The 26,679-nt window shown below is 70.9% G+C and carries 22 protein-coding genes and 1 pseudogene; 3 read left to right on the top strand and 20 right to left on the bottom strand.

The genetic code is table 11. The features are described 5' to 3' along the window. Window positions 1-96 precede the first annotated feature (96 nt). From DQ384_RS02615 to DQ384_RS02595, 5 genes are read right to left on the bottom strand one after another with little or no spacing between them, the layout of a single operon-like run. Window positions 97-519, bottom strand: coding sequence for a MaoC/PaaZ C-terminal domain-containing protein (locus tag DQ384_RS02615; RefSeq protein WP_114026990.1), 423 nt, complete (start codon window positions 517-519; stop codon window positions 97-99). Continuing rightward, window positions 503-1,486 carry an amidohydrolase family protein gene (locus DQ384_RS02610; protein ID WP_114026989.1) on the bottom strand — a complete coding sequence of 328 codons (984 nt, stop codon included), beginning with the start codon at window positions 1,484-1,486 and terminating at the stop codon, window positions 503-505. Before DQ384_RS02610 ends, DQ384_RS02615 begins: the two co-directional genes overlap by 17 nt. A 1-nt stretch (window position 1,487) precedes the next feature. Then, a complete protein-coding gene (locus DQ384_RS02605; RefSeq protein WP_114026988.1) occupies window positions 1,488-2,849 on the bottom strand; it encodes a TrpB-like pyridoxal phosphate-dependent enzyme in 1,362 nt (453 codons plus the stop codon). 15 nt (window positions 2,850-2,864) lie between these two features. Further along, the gene (locus DQ384_RS02600; protein WP_114026987.1) at window positions 2,865-4,208 is read right to left on the bottom strand and encodes an NAD(P)/FAD-dependent oxidoreductase; all 1,344 of its coding nucleotides are present in this window, start codon (window positions 4,206-4,208) and stop codon (window positions 2,865-2,867) included. Window positions 4,209-4,256: 48 nt separating this feature from the next. After that, a complete protein-coding gene (locus DQ384_RS02595; RefSeq protein WP_114026986.1) occupies window positions 4,257-4,511 on the bottom strand; it encodes an acyl carrier protein in 255 nt (84 codons plus the stop codon). 276 nt (window positions 4,512-4,787) lie between these two features. On the opposite strand from DQ384_RS02595, the gene DQ384_RS02590 reads away from it, so the two are divergent. From DQ384_RS02590 to DQ384_RS02580, 3 genes are read left to right on the top strand one after another with little or no spacing between them, the layout of a single operon-like run. After that, window positions 4,788-5,915 carry an acyl-CoA dehydrogenase family protein gene (locus tag DQ384_RS02590; protein WP_114026985.1) on the top strand — a complete coding sequence of 376 codons (1,128 nt, stop codon included), beginning with the start codon at window positions 4,788-4,790 and terminating at the stop codon, window positions 5,913-5,915. Beyond that, window positions 5,915-7,387, top strand: coding sequence for an amino acid adenylation domain-containing protein (locus DQ384_RS02585; protein ID WP_220182734.1), 1,473 nt, complete (start codon window positions 5,915-5,917; stop codon window positions 7,385-7,387). The genes DQ384_RS02590 and DQ384_RS02585 overlap by 1 nt, the downstream gene beginning before the upstream one ends. Then, window positions 7,387-8,823, top strand: a complete 1,437-nt coding sequence (locus DQ384_RS02580; RefSeq protein WP_114026983.1) for a cation:proton antiporter domain-containing protein — start codon at window positions 7,387-7,389, stop codon at window positions 8,821-8,823. Before DQ384_RS02585 ends, DQ384_RS02580 begins: the two co-directional genes overlap by 1 nt. Here the strand turns inward: DQ384_RS02580 and DQ384_RS02575 are convergent. From DQ384_RS02575 to DQ384_RS02515, 15 genes and pseudogenes are all read right to left on the bottom strand, one after another. After that, a complete protein-coding gene (locus DQ384_RS02575; RefSeq protein WP_114026982.1) occupies window positions 8,764-9,687 on the bottom strand; it encodes a DMT family transporter in 924 nt (307 codons plus the stop codon). The genes DQ384_RS02580 and DQ384_RS02575 overlap by 60 nt on opposite strands. Before the next feature lie 93 nt (window positions 9,688-9,780). Beyond that, complete coding sequence (locus DQ384_RS40895; protein WP_181870978.1) at window positions 9,781-9,921, bottom strand: hypothetical protein; 141 nt, start codon at window positions 9,919-9,921, stop codon at window positions 9,781-9,783. Between the two features lie 23 nt (window positions 9,922-9,944). Continuing rightward, window positions 9,945-10,484 (bottom strand): response regulator transcription factor, encoded by a 540-nt coding sequence (locus DQ384_RS02570; protein WP_147268608.1) that lies wholly within the window; start codon window positions 10,482-10,484, stop codon window positions 9,945-9,947. A 655-nt stretch (window positions 10,485-11,139) separates the two neighbouring features. Then, window positions 11,140-11,361 (bottom strand): DUF397 domain-containing protein, encoded by a 222-nt coding sequence (locus tag DQ384_RS02565; protein ID WP_220182733.1) that lies wholly within the window; start codon window positions 11,359-11,361, stop codon window positions 11,140-11,142. A 19-nt stretch (window positions 11,362-11,380) separates the two neighbouring features. Continuing rightward, complete coding sequence (locus tag DQ384_RS42025) at window positions 11,381-11,914, bottom strand: DUF5753 domain-containing protein (RefSeq protein WP_281273992.1); 534 nt, start codon at window positions 11,912-11,914, stop codon at window positions 11,381-11,383. Continuing rightward, a complete protein-coding gene (locus DQ384_RS02555) occupies window positions 11,875-12,720 on the bottom strand; it encodes an ABC transporter ATP-binding protein (protein WP_114026979.1) in 846 nt (281 codons plus the stop codon). The genes DQ384_RS42025 and DQ384_RS02555 overlap by 40 nt, the downstream gene beginning before the upstream one ends. Window positions 12,721-12,857: 137 nt before the next feature. Then, window positions 12,858-17,396, bottom strand: coding sequence for a ThuA domain-containing protein (locus tag DQ384_RS02550; protein ID WP_220182732.1), 4,539 nt, complete (start codon window positions 17,394-17,396; stop codon window positions 12,858-12,860). Between the two features lie 317 nt (window positions 17,397-17,713). Next, the gene (locus DQ384_RS02545) at window positions 17,714-18,547 is read right to left on the bottom strand and encodes a sugar phosphate isomerase/epimerase family protein (protein WP_114026977.1); all 834 of its coding nucleotides are present in this window, start codon (window positions 18,545-18,547) and stop codon (window positions 17,714-17,716) included. Between the two features lie 2 nt (window positions 18,548-18,549). Next, a complete protein-coding gene (locus DQ384_RS02540; RefSeq protein WP_220182731.1) occupies window positions 18,550-19,773 on the bottom strand; it encodes an ABC transporter substrate-binding protein in 1,224 nt (407 codons plus the stop codon). Window positions 19,774-19,814: 41 nt separating this feature from the next. Further along, window positions 19,815-20,732 (bottom strand): annotated as a pseudogene (locus tag DQ384_RS02535) (ABC transporter permease); the annotation flags it as partial. Continuing rightward, a complete protein-coding gene (locus tag DQ384_RS02530) occupies window positions 20,729-21,736 on the bottom strand; it encodes an ABC transporter permease (RefSeq protein WP_114026975.1) in 1,008 nt (335 codons plus the stop codon). The gene DQ384_RS02530 and the pseudogene DQ384_RS02535, both read right to left, overlap by 4 nt. Then, the gene (locus DQ384_RS02525) at window positions 21,733-23,175 is read right to left on the bottom strand and encodes a sugar ABC transporter ATP-binding protein (RefSeq protein ID WP_220182744.1); all 1,443 of its coding nucleotides are present in this window, start codon (window positions 23,173-23,175) and stop codon (window positions 21,733-21,735) included. The genes DQ384_RS02530 and DQ384_RS02525 overlap by 4 nt, the downstream gene beginning before the upstream one ends. A 216-nt stretch (window positions 23,176-23,391) precedes the next feature. Further along, on the bottom strand, window positions 23,392-23,544 hold the full coding sequence (locus DQ384_RS40890; protein ID WP_181870977.1) for a hypothetical protein: 153 nt from the start codon (window positions 23,542-23,544) through the stop codon (window positions 23,392-23,394). 129 nt (window positions 23,545-23,673) lie between these two features. Continuing rightward, entirely contained in the window at window positions 23,674-25,281 is a 1,608-nt protein-coding gene (locus DQ384_RS02520; protein ID WP_181870976.1) for a serine/threonine protein kinase, read from the bottom strand. 304 nt (window positions 25,282-25,585) lie between these two features. Further along, complete coding sequence (locus DQ384_RS02515; RefSeq protein ID WP_114026973.1) at window positions 25,586-26,614, bottom strand: alpha/beta hydrolase; 1,029 nt, start codon at window positions 26,612-26,614, stop codon at window positions 25,586-25,588. Window positions 26,615-26,679 lie beyond the last annotated feature (65 nt).

Genomic DNA, 26,679 nt, shown 5'->3' with positions numbered 1-26,679 from the left:
GCGGGTGCGGCCCCGCGCCGGTGCGAGCGGGTCCGGCGGGTGCGGACGGGTCCGGCGGGTGCGGACGGGTCCGGCCCCGCGCCGGTGCGGACGGGCTCAGCTCCCGCGCCGGCGCATCAGCCCGTAGAGCACGACCCGCATGACCGGCCGGTCCTCCTGGTCGAGGAACTCGCCGCGCTGCTGCAGGACGCCGCAGTCCGGCCTGGTCAGGGAGGCGGCCGCGCCGAGCACGGTCACCCGTCCGGTGAGGACGTCCCCGGGCCGGACGGGCCTGAGCCACCGCAGCTCGTCGACGCCGGGCGAGACCTCGGCGTCGGCGTGCCGCAGCACCTCGTCGGCGTAGAGCCGCATGAACATGGCGGTCACGTGCCAGCCGCTGGCGATGAGGTCGCCGCCGCCGAGGTGGCGGGGCTGGGGGTCGTACTCCCGCGCGAACCGGACGATCTCCTCGTGGGTGACCTTGCGCGCGCCCAGGTCGAAGACGTCGCCGATCCGGAAGTCCTCAAAGGCGCGCGGCATCCGCGGCTCCCGTGCCCAGCCGTCCGAGCCGCGCCGCCAGCCGGGGGAAGAGGGCGAGCGCGTTGCCGGTGAAATCCACGTCGGGGACGTCCCGCAGGTGCCGCAGGGTGGCCGTGACGACCTCGTCCTTCATGAACGGGTAGTCCGTCCCGAACAGGATGTTCTCCCGGCCGGTCACCTCCCGCAGGCAGGCGAGCGTCGCGGGCGAGGCGGCCTGCGCGGTCTCGTAGTAGAACGCGCGCACCGCCCCGGCGACGTCCGCGCGGGCGTCCGGAAGCACCCAGGTCGAGGCCAGCTCCAGCCGCCAGGCCAGGTACGGGACGGTGCCGCCCGCGTGCGCGAGGACGAACCTGACGCCAGGGCAGCGTCCCACCGTGCCACCGAAGATCAGGTTCGCCACCGCGCGCGTGGTGTCCATCACGAAGTCGACCAGCGGCGGCGGGACTGCGGCCGCGAACCCGGGGCCGCCCGCGCACGAGCACCGGTAGTTCGGGTTCGGGTGGACGAACACCACGGCCCGGCGCCGGTCCAGCTCGTCGAAGACCTCGGCGAAGGCCGGGTCGCCCAGGTACCGGCCGTCGCCCAGGCTCGCGGGCAGCACGACGCCGTCCATGCCGAGCACGTCCAGGGCGTGGCCGATCTCGGCCAGGCTCGCCTCCACGTCCGGCAGGGGCAGGACGGCGAGGGCGCCGAACCTGCCGGGGTGGTCGCGCACCGTCCCGGCCGTCCACTCGTTGGCGAGGCGGACCAGCGACGCCGCGCCCCGGCCGTACGCGGCGTCGGGCAGCAGGATCGACAGGACCGCCGCCTGAACGCCGCCCGCGTCCATGACCCGCAGCGAGTCGGCGACCGTCCACTCCGGCAGGGGGACGCCCGGCGCCATGTGCGTCACCCCGCGGCGCCGCAGCTCGGCGACGAGCGGCGGGTGGTAGGCGTGGTGGTGGACGTCGATCCAGCCGCCCGCCACGTCAGAGCCGCCCGGCCTTGGGCAGCTCGCTCAGCGCCGCCTCCAGCTGGGACTGCGGGATCGTGTAGTCCTCCAGCTTCCCCGCCAGGTAGGAGTCGTAGGCGGCGAGGTCGAAGTGCCCGTGCCCGGACAGGCCGAACAGGATCGTGCGCTCCTCCCCCGTCTCCTTGGCGGCCAGCGCCTCCTGGACGGCGCCGCGCAGGGCGTGCGCGGACTCCGGGGCGATGACGAAGCCCTCGTGGCGGGCGAACCGCACGGCCTCGGCGAACACCTCGGTCTGCTCGTAGGCGCGCGCCTCGATGTACCCCTTGTCGTGCAGCGCGCACATCGTCGGGGCGTCGCCGTGGAAGCGCAGCCCACCGGCGTGGATCGGCGCGGGCATGAAGCCGTGGCCGACCGTGCGCATGGGCAGCAGCGGGCCGAGCCCGGCCGCGTCGGGGTAGTCGTAGGCGTAGGCGCCGCGGGTGAGGGTCGGGCAGGCCGTCGGCTCGGCGGCCACGAACCGGGTGCCGGGACGCTCCCCGGACAGCCGGTCGGCCATGAACGGGAACGCCAGGCCCGAGAAGTTGGAGCCGCCGCCGACGCAGCCGATCACGACGTCGGGGTAGTCGCCGGCCAGCTCGAACTGGCGCCGGGCCTCCAGGCCGATGACGGTCTGGTGCAGCACGACGTGGTTCATCGCCGACCCGAGCGCGAAGCGGGTGTCGTCGTGGGCGAGCGCGTCCTCGACGGCCTCGCTGATGGCGATGCCGAGGCTGCCCGGCGACTCGGCGTCCTTGGCGAGGATGTCGCGGCCCGCCTGGGTGCGCTCGCTCGGCGAGGCGAACACCTCCGCGCCCCAGGTGTGCATGAGCGAGCGGCGGTAGGGCTTCTGCTCGTAGGACGCCCGCACCATGTAGACGGTGACGGCGACGTCGAACAGGCTGCCCGCGAAGGACAGGGCCGAGCCCCACTGGCCCGCGCCCGTCTCGGTCGTCACCCGCCGCACGCCCTCCCTGGCGTTGTAGTACACCTGCGGGATGGCGGTGTTCGGCTTGTGCGAGCCAGCCGGGGAGACGCCCTCGAACTTGAAGTAGATCTTCGCCGGGGTGTCCAGCGCCTTCTCCAGCCGGTCGGCCCGGCACAGCGGCGAGGGACGCCACATCCGGTAGATGTCGCGCACCTGCTCGGGGATGTCGATCCAGCGCTCGGGCGAGAACTCCTGCTCGATCACGGCCTGCGGCAGCAGGGCCGCGAGGTCCTCCGGCCGCAGCGGCTCGTAGGTCACCGGGTGCAGGTACGGCGGCAGCGGGGCGGGCAGGTCGGGCAGGATGTTGTACCACTGCCGCGGGAGCTCGTCCTCGGTCAGGATGAACTTCTTCACCGTGATCCTTCCGTCCTAGAACTGCGGGGCCGCGCTGGGGGCGCGCAGGGTGCCGAGGTGCTTGTGCCACAGGTGGTCGGGATTCTGCTCGACCTGGCGGGTGATCTCACGCATCTTGACCAGCGCGGCGGGTTCACCGCCGTCGTAGACGTCGCCCTGCAGCATCTTCAGGACGTCCAGGCGATATCTCGGGTCCGCGACGAAGGCCGTGAACAGGATGTTCAGCCGGTAGTAGATGGAGATGAACTCGTACCAGTTGCTCACGGCGTTGCGGAGCTTGCCCTCGTACGCGGCGAAGGCGGGCTTGGTGAAGTCGCCCTTCTCGGCGGCGGCGAGGATGTCGTAGGAGGCGATCCTGGCCCCGTTCATGGCGACGCTGACGCCGCTGGAGAAGATCGGGTCGACGAAGCGCGCCGCGTCGCCGATCATCAGCCAGCCGTCGCCGCAGATCTCCCGCATCGCGTAGCTGTAGTCGCCCTCGGGTTTGAACGGCCGGACCCGCCTGCTCGCGCGCAGCGCCTCGGCCAGCTCGGGGCGGCTTTCGACGCACTTCCAGAAGAACGTCTCCCAGTCGGAGCCGGCGTCGCTGAAGTGCTTCTTCTGGGTGACCACCCCGACGCTGGTGACCGTGTCGGTGATGGGGATCTGCCACACCCAGGTGTCGGTGATGGGCAGGAAGTGGATGAAGATGAAGTCGGCCTGCTCCTTGTTCACCGCCAGGGCCGTGCGGTCGAGCCCGTCGAACCAGGTGTGGACGGCGTACTGGTTGAAGACCGGGTCGGAGACCTTCAGCTTGAGCTGCCGGCCGAGGAAGGTGTTGCGCCCGCTGGCGTCGACGACCATGCGCGCCCGCACGTCCATCTCCCGGCCGCCCATCGAGAAGAACACCTGCGGCTCGGGCTCGCCGAAGTCGACGCGCCGCACGCGGATGCCCTCGTACACCTTGGCCCCCCGCGTCTCGGCGTGCTGCAGGAGCAGCAGGTCGAACAGGCCACGGTCGACGTGGTAGGTGTAATCCTGCGAGACGCCGGCCTGGTCGCGCTCGTTGAACTCGATCTCGGCGGCCCGGAAGCCGTGCGAGAGCTCGAAGCCCAGGGTGGGGATCTTCGCCTCGGCGGCCGAGGTCCACGCCGCGCCGTACTTCTTGGGGAACCCGGCCGCCTCGACCTTCTCCAGCGCGCCGATGTCCGACAGCACCGGAGTCGTCGCGGGGATCAGCGACTCGCCCACGTGCTCCCGAGGGAAGAGCGAACTCTCGAACACCGCGCAGGACAGGCCCGCCTGCGCCAGGTAGGAGGCGACGGTCGATCCCGCCGGACCGCCCCCGATCACGGCCACGTCGAAGTCAGCACCGGACATGATTGGTCTTCCCCTCGTTGAGACGCCCGCGGGCACACCCGGGCAGGGTCACGCGGCGCCGAGGCCCGCGACGAGCCTGCCGATGCTGCGCAGGTCCTTGAAGTTCTGGCCCACCATTTCCTCGGTGGGGATCTCGATTCCGAAATGCTCCCTGACGAAACCCACGAGCCGCGTGGTGGTGAGCGAATTGAGAATGCCCCATTCGAGTAACGGAGTGTCCGGCTCTATGGCGACATCCGTCGCGTCGAGGATTCGCTCGGTCAGATACTTCCGGAGTACGTCGGCGACCTCCGACTCGTCCATTCACCAACTCCCGTCTCACAAGTGACCCACCGGGACGGTCACCGGCATGAGACTACGAAGCCCCGGTCAGCGCTGTCCTCATGACAAATGCTGAACTTCGGCCCCGCCGGACGGCCACCACCCGCGACGACCGCCCGTACTTTATGAGGGGGCACAAATGAGGGGGGCCACCTCCGCAGGACGGCATTTCCCCCCGGCCCCGGGCACAACGGCGGGGCGCGTCTTCCCCAGGAATGATGAGGACAGCGGAAACGGGCCGATCCTAAGCTTCCGGACGTGGATTTCTCCTGGGATTCCGGACAGCGGGAGCGCTACGAGCTGGTCTGGAACGAGACGCGCACATGGCCCGACGTGAAAGAGGGATTCTTTTCCCGCGAGGACTGGGAGCGGTGCGCCGGGCTCGGGCTGACCGGCCTCTCGGTCCCGGCCGCGCACGGCGGAGGAGGGCTCGGCTTCCTGGACACGGCGCGCACCGTCGAGGCGTTCGGCCGGGGCTGCCCGGACATGGGCCTGGTGTTCGCGACGATGGCGCACCTGTTCGCCTGCGCGATGCCCGTCGCCGAGCACGGCGCCCCGGAGCTGCGGGAACGGACGCTGCCCGGCCTGTGCTCGGGCGAGCTGATCGGCGCCAACGCGATCACCGAGGAGGACGCCGGCTCCGACGTCACCGCGATCACCACGCGGGCGGTGCGGGACGGCGGCGACTACGTGATCACGGGGGCCAAGTCCTTCGTGAGCAACGCCCCCGTCGCCGACGTGTTCACCGTCTACGCCTCGACCGACCCCGCGTTCGGCCACCTCGGGCTGAGCGCGTTCGCCGTCCGCCGTGACACCCCCGGGCTTACTGTGGGCGAGCCGTTCGCCAAGGTCGGGCTGGACAGCTGCCCGGCGGCGATGGTGTGGCTGGACGGCTGCCGCGTCCCGGCCGCGAACCGCCTCGGCCGGGAGGGGCAGGGCGCGGCGATCTTCCAGTCCTCGATGCGCTGGGAGCGCACCTGCCTGTTCGCCGCCTACCTCGGGCGGACCGAGCGCCTGCTGGAGCGCTGCGTCGCGCACGCCGCGGAGCGCCGCCAGTTCGGCCGCCGTATCGGCGGCAACCAGGCGGTCTCCCACCGGATCGCGCGGCTGCGGCTGCGCCTGGAGGCCGCGCGGCTGCTGCTCTGGCAGGCGTGCTGGCGGCTCGACCGGGGCGAGCACGCCGTGCTGGACATCGCGATGGCCAAGCTCGCCGTCAGCGAGGGCGCGGTCCAGGCGGGGCTGGACGCGATGCAGATCTTCGCCGGGGCCGGGGTCCGCGCGGGCGGCGGGATCGAGCGCGAGCTCAGGGACGCGCTCCCGGCGACCGTGTTCTCCGGGACGTCGGAGATCCAACTCGAACAGATCGCCAAGGAGCTGGGACTGTGATGCTGCACGAGCTGGTGCGCGACAGCGCGCGCCGCACTCCCCTGGCGCCCGCCGTCGTCGCGCCCGACGCGACCCTGACCTACGGCGAGTTGGACGCCGGGGCCGACCGGGTCGCGCGGGCGCTGGCCGCTCTGGGGGTGCGGCGGGGGGACCGCGTGGCGCTGTGGCTGGACAAGTCCGCCCGCGCGGTGGTCGCCATGCAGGCGGTGCTGCGGCTCGGCGCCGCGTACGTCCCCGTCGACCCGCTCAGCCCCGCCGAGCGGGCCGTCCACCTGGTCACGGACTGCGCGCCGCGCGTCGTGGTCACCACCGGGCCGCGGCGGCGGACGCTGGAGTCCGCCGGGGTGGACGTCCCCTGCCTGACCGAGGACCCCCGAGGCGAGGCCGCGGACGCCGCGGACGCCGCCGCCGGGCCCGGTTCCGGACTCGACGCAACCCCCGACGACCTCGCGTACATCCTTTACACCTCAGGTTCCACCGGCGTACCCAAAGGGGTGTGCCTGTCACATCGCAACGCGCTCGCCTTCGTGGGCTGGGCGGCGGCAGAACTGGACGCGACCGCGTCCGACCGGTTCGCCAACCACGCCCCGTTCCACTTCGACCTGTCCGTCCTGGACCTGTACGTGGCCTTCACCGCCGGGGCGTCGGTGCACCTCATCCCCCAGGAGACGGCGTACGCGCCGCGCCTGCTGGTCGACTTCCTCGTCGGGCGGCGCATCACGGTGTGGTACTCGGTGCCCTCGGCGCTGATCCTCATGGCCCGTGACGGCGGCCTGCTCGACGCGCGTCCCGAGGACCTGCGGGCGCTGCTGTTCGCCGGCGAGCCCTACCCGGTGACGCACCTGCGCCGCCTACGCGACCACCTGCCCGGGGTGCGCTTCCTCAACCTGTACGGTCCCACCGAGACCAACGTGTGCACCTTCCACGAGGTCGTCGCGCTGGACCCGGGCCGCGTCTCCCCCGTCCCGATCGGGCGCGCCTGCTCGGGCGACCGCGTCTGGGCCGTCCGCGAGGACGGATCCCCGGCCGCGCCCGGGGAGGAGGGCGAGCTGGTCGTCGACGGGCCCACGGTGATGCTGGGCTACTGGGGCCACCCGCCGCAGGACGGCCCGTACGCCACCGGCGACCGGGTCGTGCTGCAGGAGGACGGCGAATACGTGTTCCTCGGCAGGCGGGACGGCCAGGTCAAGATCCGCGGGCACCGCGTGGAGATCGGCGAGATCGAGGCGGTGCTCCAGGGGCATCCCGCCGTGAGCGACGCGGCCGTCGTCGTCACCGGGAGCGGCATCGACGCCCGGCTGGTCGCCTACCTGGTCCCGGCCGGGGACCGGGGCCCGGACCTGCTGGAGGTCAAGCGGCACTGCGCGGCGTCGCTGCCCCGCCACATGATCGTGGACGCCGTCCGGCACGTCGCCGCGCTGCCGCGCACGCCGACCGGCAAGGTGCACCGCCGGCTCCTGGTGGAGGCCTGATGAGCCACCTGTCCACGGGGGCCGTGGACGCCGGCCCCCGCTCGCCCGAGCCGGCCGCGCCCCCGCGCCGCGGGTTCACCACCCTCGTCTACGTGCTCACCGCGGTGGTGCCGGCCGTGATCGCGCTCGGGCTGCTGGTCGCGGTGAGCGGCGCGTCCGGGCGGGGCGGGACGACGCCGGCGATCGGGACGGCGCCGATCGACCACACCGTGCAGCTGTTCGTCTCGATCGCCATGGTGATCCTGGCCGCGAAGGTCTTCGGACGGCTCGCCCGCCGCCTGGGACAGCCCCCCGTCGTCGGCGAGATCTTCGCGGGCATCTGCCTGGGCCCGTCGGTGCTCGGCGCGCTCGCCCCCGAGGCCGTCGGCTGGCTCTTCGCGCCCGAGCTGCGGCCCGTCCTCCAGGGCCTGGCCGACCTCGGGCTGATCGCGCTGATGTTCGTCGTCGGCCAGGAGTCTCGCCAGACCTCGCTCAGGGGGCAGGGACGGATCGCCATGGCGATCGCGCACGCCGGGGTGGCGGGCCCCTTCCTCGGCGGCGCGCTGCTGGCGATCCTGCTGTACCGGGACTGGGCGGGGCCGCGGGCCGACCCGGTGGTGTTCGCGATGTTCCTCGGCTCCGCGCTGTCGATCACCGCGTTCCCCGTGCTGGCCCGCATCCTGGCCGAGCGGGACATGCTCCGCTCGATGCTCGGCCGGCTGAGCATGCTGTGCGCCGCGATCGCCGACGTGGTCGCGTGGTGCCTGATCGCGGCCATGACCGCGATCGCGGGCCGCGACACCCCCGCCCGCGCCGTGCTCACCGTCCTGCTCGTGATCGTGTACGGCGTCGCCATGGTCTGGCTCGGACGTCCCTGGCTGGAGCGGATCTTCACCGCCCTGGAAGGACGCGGCGAGCCGTTGCGGCTGCTGGTGCTGCTGGCGGGGCTGCTGCTGTCGGCGGCGGCGACCTCGGCGATCGGCATCCACGCGATCTTCGGCGCCTTCCTCTACGGCCTGTGCTGCCCGGCCGGGCTCCTCACCCGGCTCACCGGCCAGATCGACATGGTCGCGGGCACGCTGTTGCTGCCGTTCTTCTTCGTGGGCACCGGGCTGCGCATGGACGTGTGGCGCAGCGGGTTCGACGCCGAGCTGGTCGGCGTCGCGCTGCTGGTCATCGTGGTCGCGATGCTGGGCAAGCTCGCCGGGCCGATGCTGATGGCCCGGTCCTCCGGGCTGAGCTGGCACGACTCCACCGGCCTCGGCGTGCTGCTCAACGCCCGCGGCCTGACCGAGCTGGTGGTGCTGAACCTGGGCCTCGCCCTCGGGCTGATCGGCGACCGGCTGTTCGTCGCCCTGGTCGTCATGGCGCTGGTCACCACGGCGATGACGGCGCCGCTACTCGGGCTGCTCGACCGGCTGCGCGCCCGCCGGCACGGGCACGCGCGCCGGCTGTAGCCCGAGCAGCAGTCCCCCGACGACCAGGGCCGCGCCGAGGAACTCCGGCCAGCCCGGACGGCCTGTGCCCAGCACGAGCGCGGCGATGATGGTGCCGAGCGGGAGGAAGCCGGAGAACAGGCCCGCCCGCTCGGGTCCCAGCCGGGGCAGCGCGTCGTACCAGCAGAAGAACGCGAACGCCGTCACCACCACCGCCAGGTAGGCCAGCGCGGACGCCTCGGGAAGCGTGGGGGCGCGCAGCATGCCGGGCCCGTCCACCACGAAGCCCGCCACCAGCAGCAACGGCACGGCGGCGGTGGCCGAGTAGGCCGCCACCCGGATCGCGCCGAGCCTCGGCAGCAGCGGGATCGCCAGCAGCGAGAACCCCACCTCGCCGCCGAGCGCGCCGAACGCCAGCAGCACGCCGACGAGCGTGGCCGCGCCCAGGCCGATCGTGACGGCCGCCCCCGTGGCGACCAGGACCGCCGCCGCCACGACGTGCGGGGTCGGCCTCCTGCCCTCCATGAGCGGCGTGGCGAGCGCGAAGATGATGGGGACGGTGGCCACGATCGTGCCCACCATCGCGGGGTCGGCGTACCGGGTCGACTCGACGATGAACACGTTGAACGCCGCCAGCCCGACCAGCGCGAGCAGCACGACCAGGAGCACCTCGCGGGCGCTCAGCCGCAGGGGCGGCAGCCTCCTGGCCCGGGCCACGGCGAACAGCAGGATCGCGCCTGCCGCGTAGCGCACGGCCTGCCCGCCGTACACCGGGTACGCGTGGAGCGCGGGTGAGACCCCCGTCAACGTTCCCACGCAGAACATCGCGGTCGCCGCGCCGATCATGCCGCGCCGCCGACCGGCCGCGTCTCGTATGGACGTCATGGCTTGCCATCGTGGCAAGTGGCCGGACCCTGCGAAAGTACCAATGCGCCGCGAAATGGACTGAGCCTCCGCAGGCCCCGGCGCGCCGGTCGGCTAGTTGCGGTCGTCATCCGGATATGTCCGGCGCATCAGGGCCGCGTTGTTCTCCCCCACCTTCGTCAGGCCGGTCTCGTAGGCGTAGATCACGGCGGACGCCCGGTTGCGCAGGTGCTTCTTGTGCAGCACGTTCTGCACGTGCGACTTGACCGTGCTCTCGCTCAGCGAGAGGTCTCGGCGTTGGTGTAGCCGCGGGCGAGCAGGCGCAGCACCTCCAGCTCCCTGCCGGTCATGTCGGAGACGGGCGGCGGCCTGAGACCGGACGGCGCGGGCGGGCGCGGCCTCCTCGGGTGCGCCTCGGGGGCCAGGAAGGAGTACCCGGCGGACAGCATGCGGATCGCGGCGCGCAGTTCCTCGGCCGACGCGTTGGTGTACAGCAGGCCGCCGACCTCCGGCTCGGGCGTGTCGAGGTAGCGCGCGTCCCAGGCGTCGACGAGCGCGAGGAAGCGGGGAGGCCGGGGCGAGACCTCCGCAGCGATCTTCCGGACGGCCGCGATCGAGTCGGCGCAGTCGGTGAGCGGGCCCGTCACGACGATCTCGGGGGAAAGGTCCCGGATGCCGCGGATCGTGTCGGCCGTGTCGGTCGTCTCGCCGGTCACGGCCATGTCGCCGGCCTCCTGGACGATCTCCTTCAACCCGATCCGCAGCAGCGTACGGCTTTCGGCCAGCAGGACCGTCCTTTTTCGTGCGCCATTTTTCATCGTCACCGTGTCGGGCCGGGGAAATCGGGGAGGCGGCGACGCTCGTCCCCTCCGTCCGCGGACGACACCGGGGTTGCGGTCCTTACCGGATCGCGTAGCGGACAGGCCCCCACCATCCGATTTGTCATACCTTATGTATACAACAAAGGCATCATGGCTGTATCTACCGAGTTTGGGCAGAAAATTTAGTGCCATACCCCAAGTCACCCCGAGAGGGAGACTTTTCCGTGAATTCACCCGTTCACATGCACATCACCGCAGCTCACACGGCCCCCACCAGAGAGTTTCGCCCTCGGCGAAGCGGTTGCGGACAGGCATCAATGACCTCCGCCTTACGGACGGGAATTCGATCCCATTAGGGATAGCCCGGAAGAGAGGCCCGCGAACGCGCCACGTCCGCATTACGCCCTAATCGCGAGAGCCACCGAACCCTAACTCCGTCCGGCAAAAAAGAATTTCCGCGTCTTGACCAGCGGAGAATTCCACCGAAACGCGGACCACTCCCGGCGGAACAGCGGCGGCCGGGCGTACGTCACCGGCCCTCGCCCGGGAAGGCCGCGTGCTCAGCGAGGCGTACGCGCCGCGCGGACGTACCGGGGCCGTCCACATGGTCGAGACTCAGTCGGTGAGCACGACCGTGCACGCGGCCTCGGATTTATTCGAAGTCGAACTCGGCAGCGCGGACGCCCGCCAGGAAGGCGTCCCACTCCGCGCGGGTGTAGACGATCACCGGGCCGTCCGGGTGACGACTGTGCCGTACGGCGATCCGGCCGCTGCCGTCGAGGATGGGACCAGCCTCGACGCAGTTGGGGCCGGCGTCAGGACTGAAGCTACTGATGTGCCATGCGACCGGAGGACGATTTTCGGGAGTCATCATTTCGCCTTCCATCTTGTGGCTACCCGAGCTCGTCGACGACTGCGCTGATCAAATCAGTCGATTGAGCCGGGTCGAGCGAATCAGTCCGTATGCGGTCAAACTTCAGTGTAAGCCTTTCCAGCCCCTCTGCCTCGACGTAGATACCGCCTGCTGATGTGTCCACATATGCGACCTGGGGATACGGCTCCGGCATCGCGAAGATCCTGAACGAGCCATCATGACTGGCATGTGCGCCGGAGACGAATGGAAGGATCCTGATCTCGATGTTCGGCCTTTGAGCCAGTTCGACCAGATGGGCAAGCTGCTCTCTGAGGTTGGCACGCCCTCCCACCGTCCGCCGTAGCACGCTCTCATCCAAGATCGCTTCGATGTGCGGCGGCTCGGGGTCAGCGAGGATCTGCTGACGGTCGAGGCGGAAATGGATGCCGGAGGCGATCTCGACCGGCGATGATCGGGCGCGTGGACATGCGGATTCCCCGGACTTGGCCGCTCCCCTACGCGCCGGCGGGTGCCTTACACACCGGTGACCCGGCGCGCCGCGCGGACGTACCAGCGGCCGTCCACGTGGTGCAGGGTGAGCGGGCGGCCGAAGCAGCGGGAGAGGTTCTCGCTCGTCAGGACGTCGTGGACTGGCCCTGCGGCCAGGACGCGGGCGTCGCTCACCAGCAGGGCGTGCGTGGTGGTGGACGGGACCTCTTCCAGGTGGTGGGTGACCAGGACCGTCGTCAGAGCCGGGCGGCCGTGGGCGAGGTCCTCGATCGCGGTGATCAGGTCCTCGCGGGCGGGCAGGTCCAGGCCGGCGAACGGCTCGTCGAGCATCAGGATCGCCGGGTCGGCCATGAGCGCGCGGGCGATGCGCACCCGCCCCCGCTCGCCCTGCGAGCACACCGCGAACGGCCGGTCGGCCAGGTCCTTGCAGCCGAGGTCGGCGAGCAGGGCGTGCGCCTTCTCGTGCTCCCTCGGCCCGTAGCGGTCCCACAGCGGGGCGCTGCTGCCGGTGTGGCCGGTGAGCACGACCGTGTGCGCGGTGAGGCCCTCCTCCTCCATCAGCGCCTCGTCGACGAGGCGCTGACTAGCCGCCACCAGGCCGATGTGGCGGCGCAGCTCGCGCAGGTCGACCCGTCCCAGCCGGTGGCCGAGGACGGACGCCGCGCCCGAGCTCGGGTGACGTACGGCCGCCGCGACCGAGAGCATCGTGGTCTTCCCCGCGCCGTTGCGCCCAAGGATCACCCAGTGCTCGCCGAACTCCACCCGCCAGTCCACCTCGGCCAGAAGCGTGCGCCCCACGACCCTCACGCTCACTCCGGCCATGTCCACCGCGGCACCGGTGGCGCCGTCAAGGCCGTTCTCCAGGCTCATCGAACCTCCTTCACCTCTCGCAGCAGGATAGGGGCCGGTGATCGGACGTTGACCCGGATGCGCGGCCGGCGAGGGGAACCGAGGGGAACAGGGCCGGGCCACCCACCCGGGTGCGGGTGGGTGGCCCGGGTCGTGGTTCAGCCGATCGTCGTGATCACCTTGTCGGCGTCGCGGGTCAGGACCCCGCGGACGTCGGCTCTCGGTACCAGCTTCTGGTCGGCCACCAGCTTCTTGAAGGCCGCCAGGTGACGGACGGCCTTGGCGTCCTTGCCCGACGCCTCCGCGATGCGGGCCTTGGTCAGCTCGCCGGTCAGTGACTTGTGTGCGGACCGGGACAGCCAGCCGGTGCTGTGGAACCTGTCGATCAGGCTCTGCATGTCCCGCATCGAGGTCGTGACGCTGAACCGCACGTTCGTCGTCAGCGAGTTGCCCGCGTTGTCGGTGGCGGTGACCGCGACCGTGTGACCGGCCAGGGCCTGGGTGAAGAGCGGGAGCACCGTGCCGGCCGCGAGCGAAGCCCCGTCGAGGGTGCCCGACGTGGTCTTCACGCCCGATGTGGTGTCCACGGCCTGCCAGGTGATGCGCAGATCCTGGCTGTCGCCGTACGCCTCTCCGTCCGAGACGCCGGAGACCATCAGGGTCGGGCGGGTGCCGTCGATCTTGAGGACGGCGGCCTTCTCCTGCTCGGCGGTGCCGGCGTTGTCGACGGCCCGGTAGCGCACCTCGTGGGTGCCGTCTCCGCCGACCACCACGGGCCGGCCCTCGTAGGCCTTCCAGCCGGCCTGGTCGAGGGAGTACTCGATGCGGGCGACCCCCGAGGTGGCGTCCTGCGCCGACAGGAGCACCGGCACGTCACCGTCGTTCCAGCCGGCGTCGTTGGGCGCGGCGAACGACGCGGTCGTCTGCGGCGCCGTGACGTCGATCTTGAGGGTGAGCGTGCGGGCCTCCTCGACGTTGCCCGCCCCGTCGCGGGAGCGGTACTCCAGCTTGCGCGTCCCGTCGCCGCTGACCAGGACCGCCTCGGTGTAGGGGGTCCAGGGACCGGCGTCGAGGCGCCACTCGGTGGCGGCCACGTCGGAGGCGTCGTCGGTGGCGGTCATCGAGACCTCGACGGGACCTGAGGTGTACCAGCCGTCCTTGCCGTTCGGCTCGGCCGCCTTGGCCGTGGTCACCGGGGGTGTCTTGTCGGCTTCGGCGACCGGCGTGAACCCGAACCTCTGGTTGTCGGCGTTGACGCAGTTCCACTGGATCACCGCGCCGCCGTCCTCGTGGGACCCGCTGTTGATGTCGAGGCACAGGCCGCTCGCCGCCGAGGTGATCTTGTAGGTGTCGCCCGAGGCGAGGGGGAAGAACCGCTGGTTGACCTGGTCGGGGGCGGTAGAGGGGTGACAGCTCCACTGGACGAGCTGGGTGCCCGCCGCGCCCGAGCCGCCCGGCACGTCCAGGCACTTGCCGCTCTTGAGGTTCTTGAACTGGTAGCTGCCGTCGGGGAGAGGCATCGCCTCCCACTTCTGCTCGGGGCCCTGCGTCCCGCTCTTCTGGACGATCAGCGCGTCGTCGGCGTCGCTCACCGGCGTCACGTTCTTGCCGCTGTGCTGGGCGGTGATCGTGTAGGTGCCCGGCTTCAGCCCGCCGCCGATGTCCTCGCCGGTGAACTGGACGGCGTCCAGGTCGAAGGCGTTGTTCCTGCTGTTCTTGAACACGACGTAGATCGTCTTGGTGCGGACGTCGGACTTGACCGGCGTCGACACGGTCATCTGGTAGTTGTTCCAGTCTCCCGTGTTGGGAACGGGGGTGGTGGCCAGCAGCGCGCCGGTGGGCGAGTCGGCGTGCAGCTCGACCGATCCGCCACCGTACGGGCTGGACAGGCGGTAGCTGACGGCGGTGACCCCGTTCAGGTCCATCGGGGTGAAGGCGATCCAGTCCTTGTCGCTGACGTCGCCGATGCGCTTGCCGCTTTCGGCGCCGGGCTCGTCGATGACCCGGACTCCCGACATCGCCGTGAAGTACTCGGCCTGCTTCCGCCTGGGCTGCAGGATCGTCTTGGCGTAACCGGTGAGCGGGTTGCCGCCCTTGTCGGTGTAGTGGGCGTTGATGACGTAGTAGAGGTTGGCGCCCGCCGGGTGGCCGCCGATGTCGCTGGTGGAGATCGTGCCCTCGCACCCGGGGATCTCGACGGTCTCGTGCTCGTGGTCGTCGTGCCCGAGCGCCGGGTTCACGAACACCTTCGAGCAGTCGATCGTGGTGTCCTCGGGGTCGGTGACCTTGACCTTGTACGGCACGTTCTGGCCGAACTCGATCACGCTTCCGTTCGGCGGCGTCTCGATGGTGACCGTGGGCGCGGTGTTGCCCGACGTGATCAACACGTTGGCGAACCCCTCCTTGCCCGTGACGTCGGTCACCTTGAGCTGGGCGGTGACCTGCCCGGCGGAGGAGTAGGCGTGGCTCGCCTTGGGCCCGGTGGCGTCGAAGGTCCCGTCCCCGTCGAAGTCCCAGGCGAACTCGATCGGGTCGCCGTCGGGGTCGTAGCTGCCGGCGCTGTCGAAGTCGACGGTGAGCGGCGCCGGCCCGTTGGTGCGGGAGGCGGTGATCTTGGCGATCGGCGCCCGGGCACCCGCGGAGTAGTCGATGCGATAGAGGCCCGAGTCGTTGTTGCCGCCGCCGAACGAGTTGCCCCATTCCAGAAGGTACATCGAGCCGTCGCGGCCGAAGGTCATGTCCATCGGCTTGATGAACGTCTGGTTCGGCAGGAAGCTGTTGATCTTCAGCAGCTTGTCCTCGCCGTCGAGGTGGATCTCCTTGACGTAGTGGCGCGACCACTCGTAGAAGAAGTTCACCCCGTCGAAGTACGGGGGGAACTTCGTCGTGGAGGTGCTGGCGGCGTCGTAGCGGTAGACCGGTCCGCTCATCGGGGCCGAGCCGCCCGCGCCGAGCTCGGGGAAGTTCGGCGAGGTGCCGTAGCCGTACCACATGACGGGCGGCTCGATCGGCGGCAACTCGGTCAGCCCCGTGTTGTTCGGGGAGTCGTTGGCGGGGTGGGCGCAGTCGAACTTCGGCCCGACCACCTTGGTGTCAGGGTTGTACGGCGCGTAGGGCTGGTTGTCGCCGTGGCAGAACGGCCAGCCGTAGTTGCCGGCCTTCTTGATGATGTTGTACTCCACCAGCCCCTCGGGACCGCGATCGGTCGTCGGGCCGCCCCGGTCGGGGCCGTAGTCGGCCGCGTGCACGTACCCGGTCTTCTGGTCGACGGTGAACCTGAACGGGTTGCGGAAGCCCATGGCGTAGATCTCGGGCCTGGTCTTGGCGGTGCCGGGCGGGAAGAGGTTGCCCGCGGGGATGTCGTAGCCGCCGTCGGCCTTCGGCTTGACGCGCAGGATCTTGCCGCGCAGGTCGTTGGTGTTGCCCGCCGTACGGGCGGCGTCGAGCATGTGCTGCCCCGGGCGCCAGTCGAGGGGCGCGTACCCCTGCCAGTCGGGCGACAGGTTCGGCGGGACGTCGTCGCCGGTGCTGAGGTAGAGGCTGCCGTCGGGGCCGAACTCCACCGCGCCCCCGGTGTGGCCGGGCTCGGGGAAGGTCCTCTGCCGGTAGGCGGGCACCTCGAGCAGCTTCTTCTCGGTGGCCAGGTCGATGCTGTCACCGTCCACCGTGAAGCGGGAGAGCCGGTTGACGTCCTCCGTGCTGTTCTCCGGCGAGTAGTAGACGTATATCCAGTGGTTGTCCTGGAAATTCGGGTCGAGTTCCATTCCGGCCAGACCGTCTTCGCCGCCGGTGTAGACGTTGAGCGTGGCCGCGGTGACCGTGCTGTGGGTGTCCGGCTTGTAGATCTTGATCTCGCCCCTGCGCTGGATGTAGAAGACGCGGCCGTCGGCGGCCACGTCCAGCTCCATCGGGTCGGCGGTGTTGTCGTCGAGCACGACCTTCTCGAAGCTGTTGTTCACCGTCCCGCCGCAGTCGCCGGGCTCGGCGCCGGCGGCCCACTTGACGCCCCCGAGCACGTGCTCGCGGAACAGCGGTTCGCTGTAGGAGGCGCTGTCGTGGCCCATGGCGGTCGCCCAGACCTTGCCGCCCTCGGCGTTGCGGCACCAGGAGATCGGGTGGTCGGGCCCCATGGCGGATCCGCCGGGGTTGTAGGTGGTCTCGTCCGCGGTCACCAGGACGTGCACGTTGCCGCGGGGGTTCGGGGAGAAGTTGTACCACTCCTCGGCGCGCTGCCACCGGTGGGGCAGGTTCCTGGTGGAGGGGTGGACGCGGTCGGCCACCTTGGCGGTGCCCTGGAGCACGCCCGGCGAGTGTGCGGGCATGTGGGCGCCGCCGTTGATCAGGTCGTCCCACCAGGGGAAGTCGCTCTCGACGCCCATGTCCAGGGTGTTGTGGATGCCGACGATGCCCTTTCCGGAGCGGACGTACTTCTGCAGCGCCTCGCGCTGCGCGTCGTTGTCCCAGACCATGCCGGAGTTCTGCAGCATGATGACCACGTCGAACGTGGCCAGGTTGGCGTCGTTGAAGTCGGCGGAGTCGGCGCTCTGGACGACCGCGAAGTGGTTGTCGGCGGCCAGTTCCCTGACCATCTGGATGCCGGCCGGAATCGAGTCGTGGACGTATCCCACGGCCTTGGTGAACAGCAGCGCCCTGAAGGTGTCATGGAGCGCTGAGGCGTGTGCCGTTCCTGTTCCCATCAATGTCAGCAGGATCGGGAGGATGAGGGCAGCAAGAAATCGACGCATGTCGAATCTCCGGGGGCTTGATGACGAACCGGTGTTCCTCGCCGGAGGCGCGTCCGCCTAGCGGGCGCGCGCGTAACGAGGTACCGCGAGCCGGTGGCCAAGAACCGAAGCTCGCGGGAAAAGGGGGGCCGGGGATCGGAGCGTAGGAGTTGAGGAACGCGCAGGAAGATCGGACCGGGGGGCAGAGTCGGCGGGGAAGTGGGAACCAGGAACCGACCCCCTGGGGAGACAGGATCGGCGACCGGCGGGGCTGGGAAGGTGCGAGAAGGTCAGAGGGTTCTGAGGAAGCCGAGCCCCTCTACGGCGAGCGCGTCCTGGCTCGGTGCGAGCGGCCTCCAGATGGAGGCCGCGGTGGCGATCGTCTGGTTGTGGGCGGTGAAGGACTCGATGACGAGGGGGCCCGCGTAGCCGGCTTCACGCAGGGCTCGGGTGAATGCGGGCCAGTCGAACCGGTCGGCGCCCGGTGTGCCCCGATCGGTCCCGCAGACCTGCACGTGCGCGATCCGGCCCGCGGCGGCGTGTACGGCCCGCGCCGGATCCTTCTCCTCGATGTTCATGTGATAGACGTCGAGCGCCAGGTCGCAGCCGTCGGGCAGGGCCTCCAGTGCCTGCTCGACCGTGTTGAGGAGGCTGGTCTCGTAGCGGTTGAGCGGCTCGACCGCGATCCTCACGCCGCGCTCGCCCGCGTAGCCGGCCACGGGCGCGAGGTTCTTCCGCAGCTCGGTGTAGATCGCCTGGCGCTCGCCGGGCGACATCCGCCAGGTCCTGCCGACGGAGGCGTAGGCGGGCCCGCCGATCACCGGCGAGCCCACGGCCACGGCCACGTCGACGCAGTGCCGCAGGTAGTCCTGCGTCTCCTCGACCACCTCGGCGGAGGCGGCCACCAGCTCCCGCCCCGGCGGCATGACCAGCACCACCGACGCCTTCAGCCCGTGCTCGGCCAGCAACGCGGCGGCCCTGTGCGGATCCCAGTCGCCGGGCCGCTCGACCGGCAGTTCGATGACGTCGAACCCCCAGGCGGCGACCTTCGGCGCGAGCCGTTCCAGGTCGCCGTCCGTGAGCGGCGACACCCACACCCAGGTGTTCACTCCGACAGGGAACATGTTCACCCCTTCTTACCACCCCAGTTCTCGGGGAAGCCCGGCATGTTCTCGCAACCGCACAGCGCGTAGTGCAGCGGCGGCATGTTCGGCTGCAGGTACGTCGACAGGGTCTCCGAGGTGATCTTGGGCTGGGGCAGGTTCCAGAGCTTGGGCACCTCCTCGCCCTTGAGGACCTTCAGAGCGGCGATGATCGGGGTACGCCACTGGTAGGTGGGGTATGTGGGGGCGACGGCGGTGAGGTCGCCGTCCTTCCACTTCTGGAGGAAGTCCTGCTGGTCCTCGCCGTTGATCGGCGGCACCGGCAGCCCTGCGTCCTCGAACGCCTCGATCGCTGCCACCGCGGTCGCGCCCGCGTCCATCCAGACGCCGTCGATCTTGCCGTAGCGCTGGATGTAGTCGCTGACGATGCTCTTGGTCTTGGCCGCGTCGCCGTCGGTGAACTCGACGCCGACGACCTTGACCTGGCTCTTGTCGAAGGCGACCTTCGCCGCCGACCAGCGGGTCTCCAGCACGTCCACGCCGGGCAGGATGCGCAGCGCGAGGATCTTGCCGCCGGCGGGGACCTTCTCGATGAGGAACTCGGCCGCGTCGGCGCCGAACGCGTAGCCGCCGATCGGCTTGATGAACGTCACCGGGCAGTCGGTCTCCACGCCGCGGTCGAAGACGATGACCGGCACCTTGGCGCAGGCGCCCTTGACGGCCGGGGTGAGCGTCGCCGTCGTGTTCGGCGAGATGATCAGCGCGTCGCAGCCCTTGGCCTGCAGCTCCGCGATGTCGGAGATCTGCTTGTCGTCCTTGCCCTCGGCGTCGAGCGCCGTGAGCTTGCTGATCTCCTTGTGCATGGCCGCCTCGGCCTGCATGGTCTTCCACCCGACCTGCCGCCAGGGGTTGTTGACCGCCGCGTTGGAGAAGCAGATCTCGTAGGGCCCGTCCTTCTTGTACTCGGCGGTGGAGGTCATCTGGGGCGCGATGGCCTGCTCCCAGGGCTTGTCCGCCGGCCCGTCGGGGGTCTGCGAGCGCATGGCGAGCTGGGCTTCGTAGTCGGCTTGGACGAAGAACTTGGACTGCTCTCCGGTGCCTGCCGCGGGCGCCTCCGACGCGGCGGTGGAAGCCGCGGCGGGGGATCCGCTCGCCGACGTGGCCGGCTTGTCGCTCGCGCAGCTCGCGGTGAAGGTCGCGAGTCCTGCCGCGGCGAGTATGGCCACGACGGGCCGACGACGCATCATGGGGTCTCCTTCTAATTCCCGGGGGGTGTTCAGGTGCTTGCCCTGAGCCTGAAGGGCAGCCGTAGGGCTCCAGCCGCCACGGCCGCGATGATGATGACCCCCTGCACGGTGAACTCCAGCGCCCCCGATATCCCGTACAGGTTGAGCAGAGTGAACAGTGCTTCCAGCGTGAGCGCACCGGCCATCGCGGCCACGACCGAACCGCGGCCGCCGCCCAGCACCACGCCGCCGAGGACGACCGCCGTGATGGCCTGGAACTCCAGGCCCTGGCCGACCTGGGCGGAGACGCCCGCGAAGCCGCCGAGCAGGATGCCCGCGACCGCGGCGGCCAGGCCGGACAGCACGAAGGCGAGGATCCTCGCCCGGTCGACCCGCACTCCGGACAGAGCCGCCGCGCGCTCGTTGTCGCCGGTGGCGACCAGCGTCCTGCCGAAGTCGGCACGCATCAGCAGGACGGCCGCCACCCCCACGGCGAGGAGAATCAGCACCGACCAGGGGATCGGTCCGAGGCTTCCCCTGCCGAAGGCGCGAAAGCCCTGCGAGAGCGCTCCGCGCGGCGCGCCGCCCGTCCACAGGAAGACCGCGCCGGACAGTATGAGCATCATGCCGAGCGTGGTGATGAACGACGGCACCCTCAGCAGGGTCGTGACCGCGCCGTTGACCAGCCCGACGAGCAGCCCGAGCACGAGCAGCAGGCCGAGCACGGGCCAGGTGAGCGACTCGTCGCCGTCGATGAGACGGGCGGCGACGACCACCTCGACGGTGACCAGCGAGCCGACCGACAGGTCGAACTCACCCGAGACGATCACGAAGTACTGGCCGGCCGCCAGGATCACCAACGGCGCGGCACGCTTGACGAAGCCGAGGAACCCGGCGGGCTCCAGGAAGAAGGGGTTCACGACGGCGATGGCGACCAGCAGTACGGCCAGCACCCCGAAGATCGGCAGCGTTCGTCTCATGCCCGCCTCCCGTGCTTACGCCTGGCGTAGATCGCCACGGCGGTCACGATGACCACGCCTCGCACCACGTCCTTGAAGAAGGAGTTGACCTCCATCTGGTTGAAGACGCTGTCCAGGGTGGCGAGCAGCAGCACGCCGCCGACCGTGCCGCCGACCCCGCCTCTGCCGCCGGCCAGCGCGGTGCCGCCGAGGACGACCGCGGCGATGGACTCCAGGTCGTATCCGCCGTCGGTGCCGACCGTGGGGGCGCCGGCGCCGAGCCTGCTCGCCAGCAGCAGACCCGCGATCCCGGCGCAGAGCGAGCAGAGCACGTGCGTGACGATCAGGACGCGGTCGGTCCTGACCCCGGACAGGCGCGCGACCTCCTGGTCGCCGCCCACCGCGTAGATGCGGTGGCCCAGCGTGGTGCGCCGAAGCAGAAACCAGGCGGCGACGGCGACCGCCGCCCAGAGGATCGCCGAGACCGGGAGCGGGCCGAGCCGGTCGTAGCCGAGGTGCTGGAACGACTCGGGCACCTTGCCCGCCGGGCCGTCGTAGAGATGGTCGAGAACTCCCTTGATGATCAGCGCGACGCCGAAGGTGGCGATGAACGGGTGGACGCGCAGCTTGGTGATCACCAGTCCGTTGACCAGTCCCACCGCCGCGCTGATCCCGGCGACCGCGGCGACGGCGATCACGATGTTCCCGTCGCGTCCTGCCATGGTCTCGGCCGCCACCAGCGAGGAAAGGCTGATCAGGTACGCCACGGAAAGGTCGAGGGATCCCGCCAGGATCGCCAGCGTCTGGCCGATCGCCACGATCCCCAGGGCGGCCGAGCGCTGCTGCACGCCGACGAGGTTCTCCAGCGACAGGAACTGCCCGCCGCGCGCCGCGACCAGCACCCAGCCGATCAGGATCACCCCGGCCAGCGCCAGGAACACGACTCCGGCCGGGCTCGAGCCGCGGGTTCGCCAAAAAGGCGGGGTGCGCGCGGGCACGGCCCCGATCTGTTCGCTCTCGCTCACGACGTCACCTCACCTGCGGCCAGGCGCATGACGGCCTCCTCTGTGGGGGCTGGGGGAAGGGTGCCGACGACGCGGCCGTCGCGCAGGACGACGATGCGGTCGCTCATGCCGATCAGCTCGGGAAGCTCGGAGGAGATCATCATGATCGCCATGCCGTCGGCGGCGAGCCTGCGCATCAGGTCATGGATCGCGGCCTTGGCTCCGACGTCGACGCCGCGGGTGGGCTCGTCGAACAGCAGGACGGCGGGGGCGACGGTCATCCACTTGGCGAGGACGACCTTCTGCTGGTTGCCGCCGGACAGGTAGCGGACCTCCTGGTCCTCGCGTGGCGGCGTGAGCCGTACCCGCTCCAGCAGCTCGCGCAGCCCCTGCGGACCCTGCCGACCCTGGCGGCCCAGGGCGCGCGCCACCAGCAGGGCGTTGTCGCGGACCGACTGGCGCAGGGCCAGGCCCTCGGCCTTGCGGTCCTCGGTGACCAGGCCGATCCCCGCGGCCACCCCCTCGCGCACCGAACGCGGGCGGCGCGGCGTCATCTCGCCCCGGGTGAACGGTTCCGCGCCGAACAGCGCCTTGGCCAGCTCGGAGCGCCCCGAACCCTGCAGTCCGGCGATGCCGACGATCTCCCCCGCGCGAAGCTCCAGGTCGATGTCGTGCAGTTTGTCGTTGCCGCCCCCGGTCACGCGAAGCCGTACCTCTCCCACGGAGGTGGCGCGCGGCGGGTAGTAGGCGCTCAGATCGCGGCCGACCATCAACCTGACCAGCTCGTCGGTGGAGACCTCGGAGACCGGCACGGTCGTGACGTGCTTTCCGTCCTTGAGCACCGTCACCCGGTCCGCCAGGTCGAACACCTCGCGCAACCGGTGGGAGATGTAGAGGACCGCGATGCCGCGCTCCTGTAATCGCCGGACGAGCCGGTAAAGGAGCTCGACCTCGTGCTCGGCGAGCGCGGCCGTCGGCTCGTCCATGACCACGATCCTGGCGTCGAGCGAGAGCGCCTTGACGATCTCGACGACCTGCTGCTGGGCGATCGACAGCCGCCTGACCAGGTCCCGGGGGCCGAAGGACTCCTCGCCGAGCTCGGCGAGCAGCCGCTCGGTGGCGGTTTCCATGGCCGTCCTGTCGACCAGGCCCGCGCGGGCGGGTTCGCGGCCAAGGAAGACGTTCTCCGCGACACTGCGCTCGGGCAGGAGGTTGAACTCCTGATAGATGATCGCGACCCCGGCCCGCTGCGCCTGGATGGGGTGCCCGAACGACACCGGGCGCCCGTCGATCTCGATCGTGCCCTCGTCGGGCGCGTGTACCCCGGCGAGGATCTTCATGAGGGTCGACTTGCCCGCGCCGTTCTCTCCCATGAGCGCGTGGACCTCGCCCGCCGCGACCGTCAGGCCCACATCGGACAGCACCCGCACGCCGAGGAAGCTCTTGCCGATGCCCGTCATGGTCAGCACGCGGTCCACCCCCCCGTACGCGCGGAGGTCAGAGGGGCCTCGCGGATCAGCGCGGCGCCGACTATATTCACGCCGGCGAGAAGGGGCGACCGGACGTGTATGCCGCCCATGAATCCGGTCCCGATGATGCCTAATTTGGGTTTGTCGGAAAGTTGCGGACTTATACCCTCCATGTTTCGGGATCGTAGATCCGACTTATGACGATGGTCAAGCAAAAGTCGGCCACGTCTCGGCAAAACCAAATCGCCGAGCACCCGGGGCGCCCACGCCGACGCGAATCAGCCGGTATTCGTGCAGGTGGGAATCGGCATCGGCTGCGGCATCATCACCGAAGGACGGCCGCTCGCTGTCGGCATCCACAGAGCCGTCCTGCGCCGGCTGCCGTCCGGGGCGGACGTGGTCACGGTCAGGCCGCGTCGCACGCAGCCGAGAATGTCGGTTCTCACGCGGCCGGGACCCTCAGCTGATGAGATCGCCCCGGCGGTTCCATCAGGCGGAGGAGGACTCGGTGACCGACGGGCTCGGGAGCGGGGTGGGCTCCCCGGACTCGCCGTCGCCCCACTCGGGGACCTGGCTGATGCTGACCGTCGGCTTGGGCGTCTTCGTCGGCGTCGGCTGCCTTGTGGGCTGCTTGGTCGGTGACTTCGTCGGCTGAGGGTCCTTGGTGGGCTTGCAGGGCCGTTCCTGGCCGCGCTTGTTCGTGCACGGCGGGTCGCTCTCCTGCGGGGGCGGAGGCGGGGGCGGCGTGGTGCGCTCGGGCACGGGGGACCGCACCGGGGTCTCCCACGGGTCGCCGCCGCCCACGGGGCCGCCGGTGGGGTCGGCGTGCCCGGTCGCGACCGGGGTCCGCGCGTCGGCCAAGCCCGGCGGCAGGCTTCCAGGCCCCCCTGTGTAGGGCGACCGCGACGTCCCGGAGCCGGTCACGGGGGTGGAGGTGTCCAGCATCTCCACGGGCACGCGGGTGCCCTGGATCGGCACGACCACCGGAACGGTCCCGGGGTCGCCCGCCCGCCGCTCCACCGTCGTGCCGCCGGTCCCGGCCGCGACGACGGTCACCGCCGCGATCGACACGGTGGCGAGGGCCGCGAAGCCCGCGTGCGAGGTGTGGCCGCGCCGCGCGGCCGAACGCCGTGCCGCCCGCGCGCCGGTCGTGCCGGCCGCGTCGCCGGGCGGCTCTCCCGGCGAATCCTCGGGGCGGGCCGGAGGATGGGCGACGGGGGCCCAGATCTCCTCCATCACCGCGTCCACCGCGTCCCGGCGGTCCCAGGACCGGTCCACTCCCCCGGCCTCCAGCAGCCACGTCAGCAGCGCCGCCGCGCCGGGACGCGCCCCCGGCTCCTTGGCCAGCGCGGCCGCGACCGGATCCCACAGCAGCTTGGGCACCGAGGCCAGCCGCGGGCGCTCCACCAGGATGCGCCGCGTCAGCACGTCCGCCTCGCCGGCGCCGAACGGGTGGTGGCCCGTGGCGGCATAGGCCACCAGGCAGCCCCAGGCGAAGACGTCGGAGGCGGGGATCGCGGGGCCGCCCGTCAGCCGCTCGGGCGCCACCCAGCCGGGGCTGCCCATGATCTGGCCCGCCTGCGTGTGCGCGACCGCGGCGTCCACGTCCCTGGCGATGCCGAAATCGATGACGCGCGGCCCCTTGGGCGACAGCAGGACGTTGCCCGGCTTCAGGTCGCGGTGGACGAAACCGGCCTCGTGGATGGCGGCCAGCGCCGCCGCCGCGCCCAGCGCCACACCGTAGGCCAGGTCGGGCGTCAGCGGGCCGCGCGCCGCGACGACCTGCGACAGGGACGGCCCGGGGATGTACTCGGTGACGAGGTAGGGGCGGTCGCGGTCGATGCCGTGCTCCAGCACCGCGGCGGTGCAGAAGGGGATGACGCGCCGCGAGAACTCGACCTCCTCGGTGAACCGGGCCCGGAGCACGGGGTCGGCGAGATGGACGCCGTGCGGGGTCTTGAGCGCGACCAAGCCGCCTTCCGGGCGCTCGGCGAGGTACACCACGCCCATTCCGCCCGCACCGAGACGGCCGAGAAGAAGGTAGCGCCCGATGATCACCGGGTCGCCCACCGTCAACGGCCGAACGCCTGGAGGCATCCCGCTCGGGATCCCCGCTCCGCCACGTGCCATCCGCAGGAGACCTCTTTCCGAAATGTTCCGAGCAGTCGAGCAGTACGGCACAGGCCACTGTGGCTCTCCCGAAGCACGTTCGGCGCCAACTAGTTCGAAGCGGCATGGGAGGTAAGGCGAATGATCCCTCGAAGTAAGGAGTCGCAGGGTCTCCTGCGATCAGAGAGACTGATGAGGTTTCGGTGAGCGGCCTCGGCGTCGGCCGGCGAGCGGGCCGGGAGGGGCTTCGGGCGACGACCGGGAAGGCTTCGGGCGGCGGCCGGGGAAGGCTTCAGGCGGCGGCCGAGCCGGGGGCCGGATCCGGCGGGGCGGCGGGGTCCAGGCCCGGGTGGGGCGCGGGGGCGCCGGGCGTGCCGGTCACGGCCTGGAGGAAGCGCTCGATGTGACGGAAGACCAGCCGGGCCTCGGGCACCACGTCGGCGAGGATCGGGAACGCGTGCGGCATCCGGTGCCACTCCTCGTAGGTCACCTTGACCCCGGCCCTGCGCGCCTGGAGGGCCACGCGGCGGCCCTCGTCCCGCAGGACCTCGGTCGAGCCGGTGACCACCATGAGCGGCGGGAGCCCCGTGTAGTCGCCGTACACCGGCGAGACCAGCGGGTCGCGGCGGTCGAGGCCGGCCGTCCACCGGCGGGCGAGCCAGTCCACGCGGCCTGCGGGCACGATCGGGTCCACCCAGCGGTTGACGTTGCGCCGCGACTCCGACAGATCGGCCCACGGCGACAGGCAGATCGCCGCCGAGGGCAGCGGCGCCCCCTTGTCGCGCAGGGCAAGGAGGGTGGCGAGGGTGAGGTGGCCGCCCGCCGAGTCACCGGCGATCACGATGTCCCGGGAGTCGTACCCCTGGTCGAGCAGGCCCTCGTAGGCGGCGAGGGCGTCGGAGAGGGACTCCGAGAGCGTGTGCACGGGGCCCTGGCGGTAGTCGTGGGCGTACACCGGGCGCCGGGCGACCGTGGACAGGCGCCAGGTGATCGGCCGATGCGTCGCCGGGGAGCACAAGAAGTAGGCGCCGCCGTGGAAGTAGAGGAGCACCTTGCGCTCGTCCAGATCCTGCCCGGCGCGGATCCACTCCGATCCGCAGGCGTCGTCGCCGTCCTTGACGATCTCGACCCCGGGCGGCGCGTGCAGCGGCAGCCGCTCCCCCAGCGCGGCGATCCGCGCGAGGACGGACATGCCGACGGTGTGGCGCAGCAGGATGGCCGACATAGGCTTGGTCGTGCCGCGCAGGAGGCCGTTGAACGCGCTGGCGCGCCAGCTGATGGGGTACACAGGATGGACGTCCACGTCGATCTCCTGCTGCACGTGTCCCTCCTGCCCGATCCGCGCGGCAGCCTATCTACCAGGCGTTATATCCCGGTTTACATGGA

Source organism: Sphaerisporangium album (assembly GCF_003323745.1).
Classification (GTDB): Bacteria; Actinomycetota; Actinomycetes; order Streptosporangiales; family Streptosporangiaceae; genus Sphaerisporangium; species Sphaerisporangium album.
Note: the sequence above shows the minus strand (reverse complement) of the source record. Positions and strands in the feature narration are given on the sequence as shown.

Coding starts and splice junctions, on each gene's coding strand:
- DQ384_RS02615 (WP_114026990.1), bottom strand. CDS start 519: ATGCCGCGCGCCTTTGAGGACTTCCGGATCGGCGACGTCTTCGACCTG.
- DQ384_RS02600 (WP_114026987.1), bottom strand. CDS start 4,208: ATGTCCGGTGCTGACTTCGACGTGGCCGTGATCGGGGGCGGTCCGGCG.
- DQ384_RS02595 (WP_114026986.1), bottom strand. CDS start 4,511: ATGGACGAGTCGGAGGTCGCCGACGTACTCCGGAAGTATCTGACCGAG.
- DQ384_RS02585 (WP_220182734.1), top strand. CDS start 5,915: ATGCTGCACGAGCTGGTGCGCGACAGCGCGCGCCGCACTCCCCTGGCG.
- DQ384_RS02580 (WP_114026983.1), top strand. CDS start 7,387: ATGAGCCACCTGTCCACGGGGGCCGTGGACGCCGGCCCCCGCTCGCCC.
- DQ384_RS02575 (WP_114026982.1), bottom strand. CDS start 9,687: ATGACGTCCATACGAGACGCGGCCGGTCGGCGGCGCGGCATGATCGGC.
- DQ384_RS02570 (WP_147268608.1), bottom strand. CDS start 10,484: ATGAAAAATGGCGCACGAAAAAGGACGGTCCTGCTGGCCGAAAGCCGT.
- DQ384_RS02565 (WP_220182733.1), bottom strand. CDS start 11,361: ATGATGACTCCCGAAAATCGTCCTCCGGTCGCATGGCACATCAGTAGC.
- DQ384_RS02555 (WP_114026979.1), bottom strand. CDS start 12,720: ATGAGCCTGGAGAACGGCCTTGACGGCGCCACCGGTGCCGCGGTGGAC.
- DQ384_RS02550 (WP_220182732.1), bottom strand. CDS start 17,396: ATGGGAACAGGAACGGCACACGCCTCAGCGCTCCATGACACCTTCAGG.
- DQ384_RS02545 (WP_114026977.1), bottom strand. CDS start 18,547: ATGTTCCCTGTCGGAGTGAACACCTGGGTGTGGGTGTCGCCGCTCACG.
- DQ384_RS02540 (WP_220182731.1), bottom strand. CDS start 19,773: ATGATGCGTCGTCGGCCCGTCGTGGCCATACTCGCCGCGGCAGGACTC.
- DQ384_RS02525 (WP_220182744.1), bottom strand. CDS start 23,175: ATGACGGGCATCGGCAAGAGCTTCCTCGGCGTGCGGGTGCTGTCCGAT.
- DQ384_RS02520 (WP_181870976.1), bottom strand. CDS start 25,281: ATGCCTCCAGGCGTTCGGCCGTTGACGGTGGGCGACCCGGTGATCATC.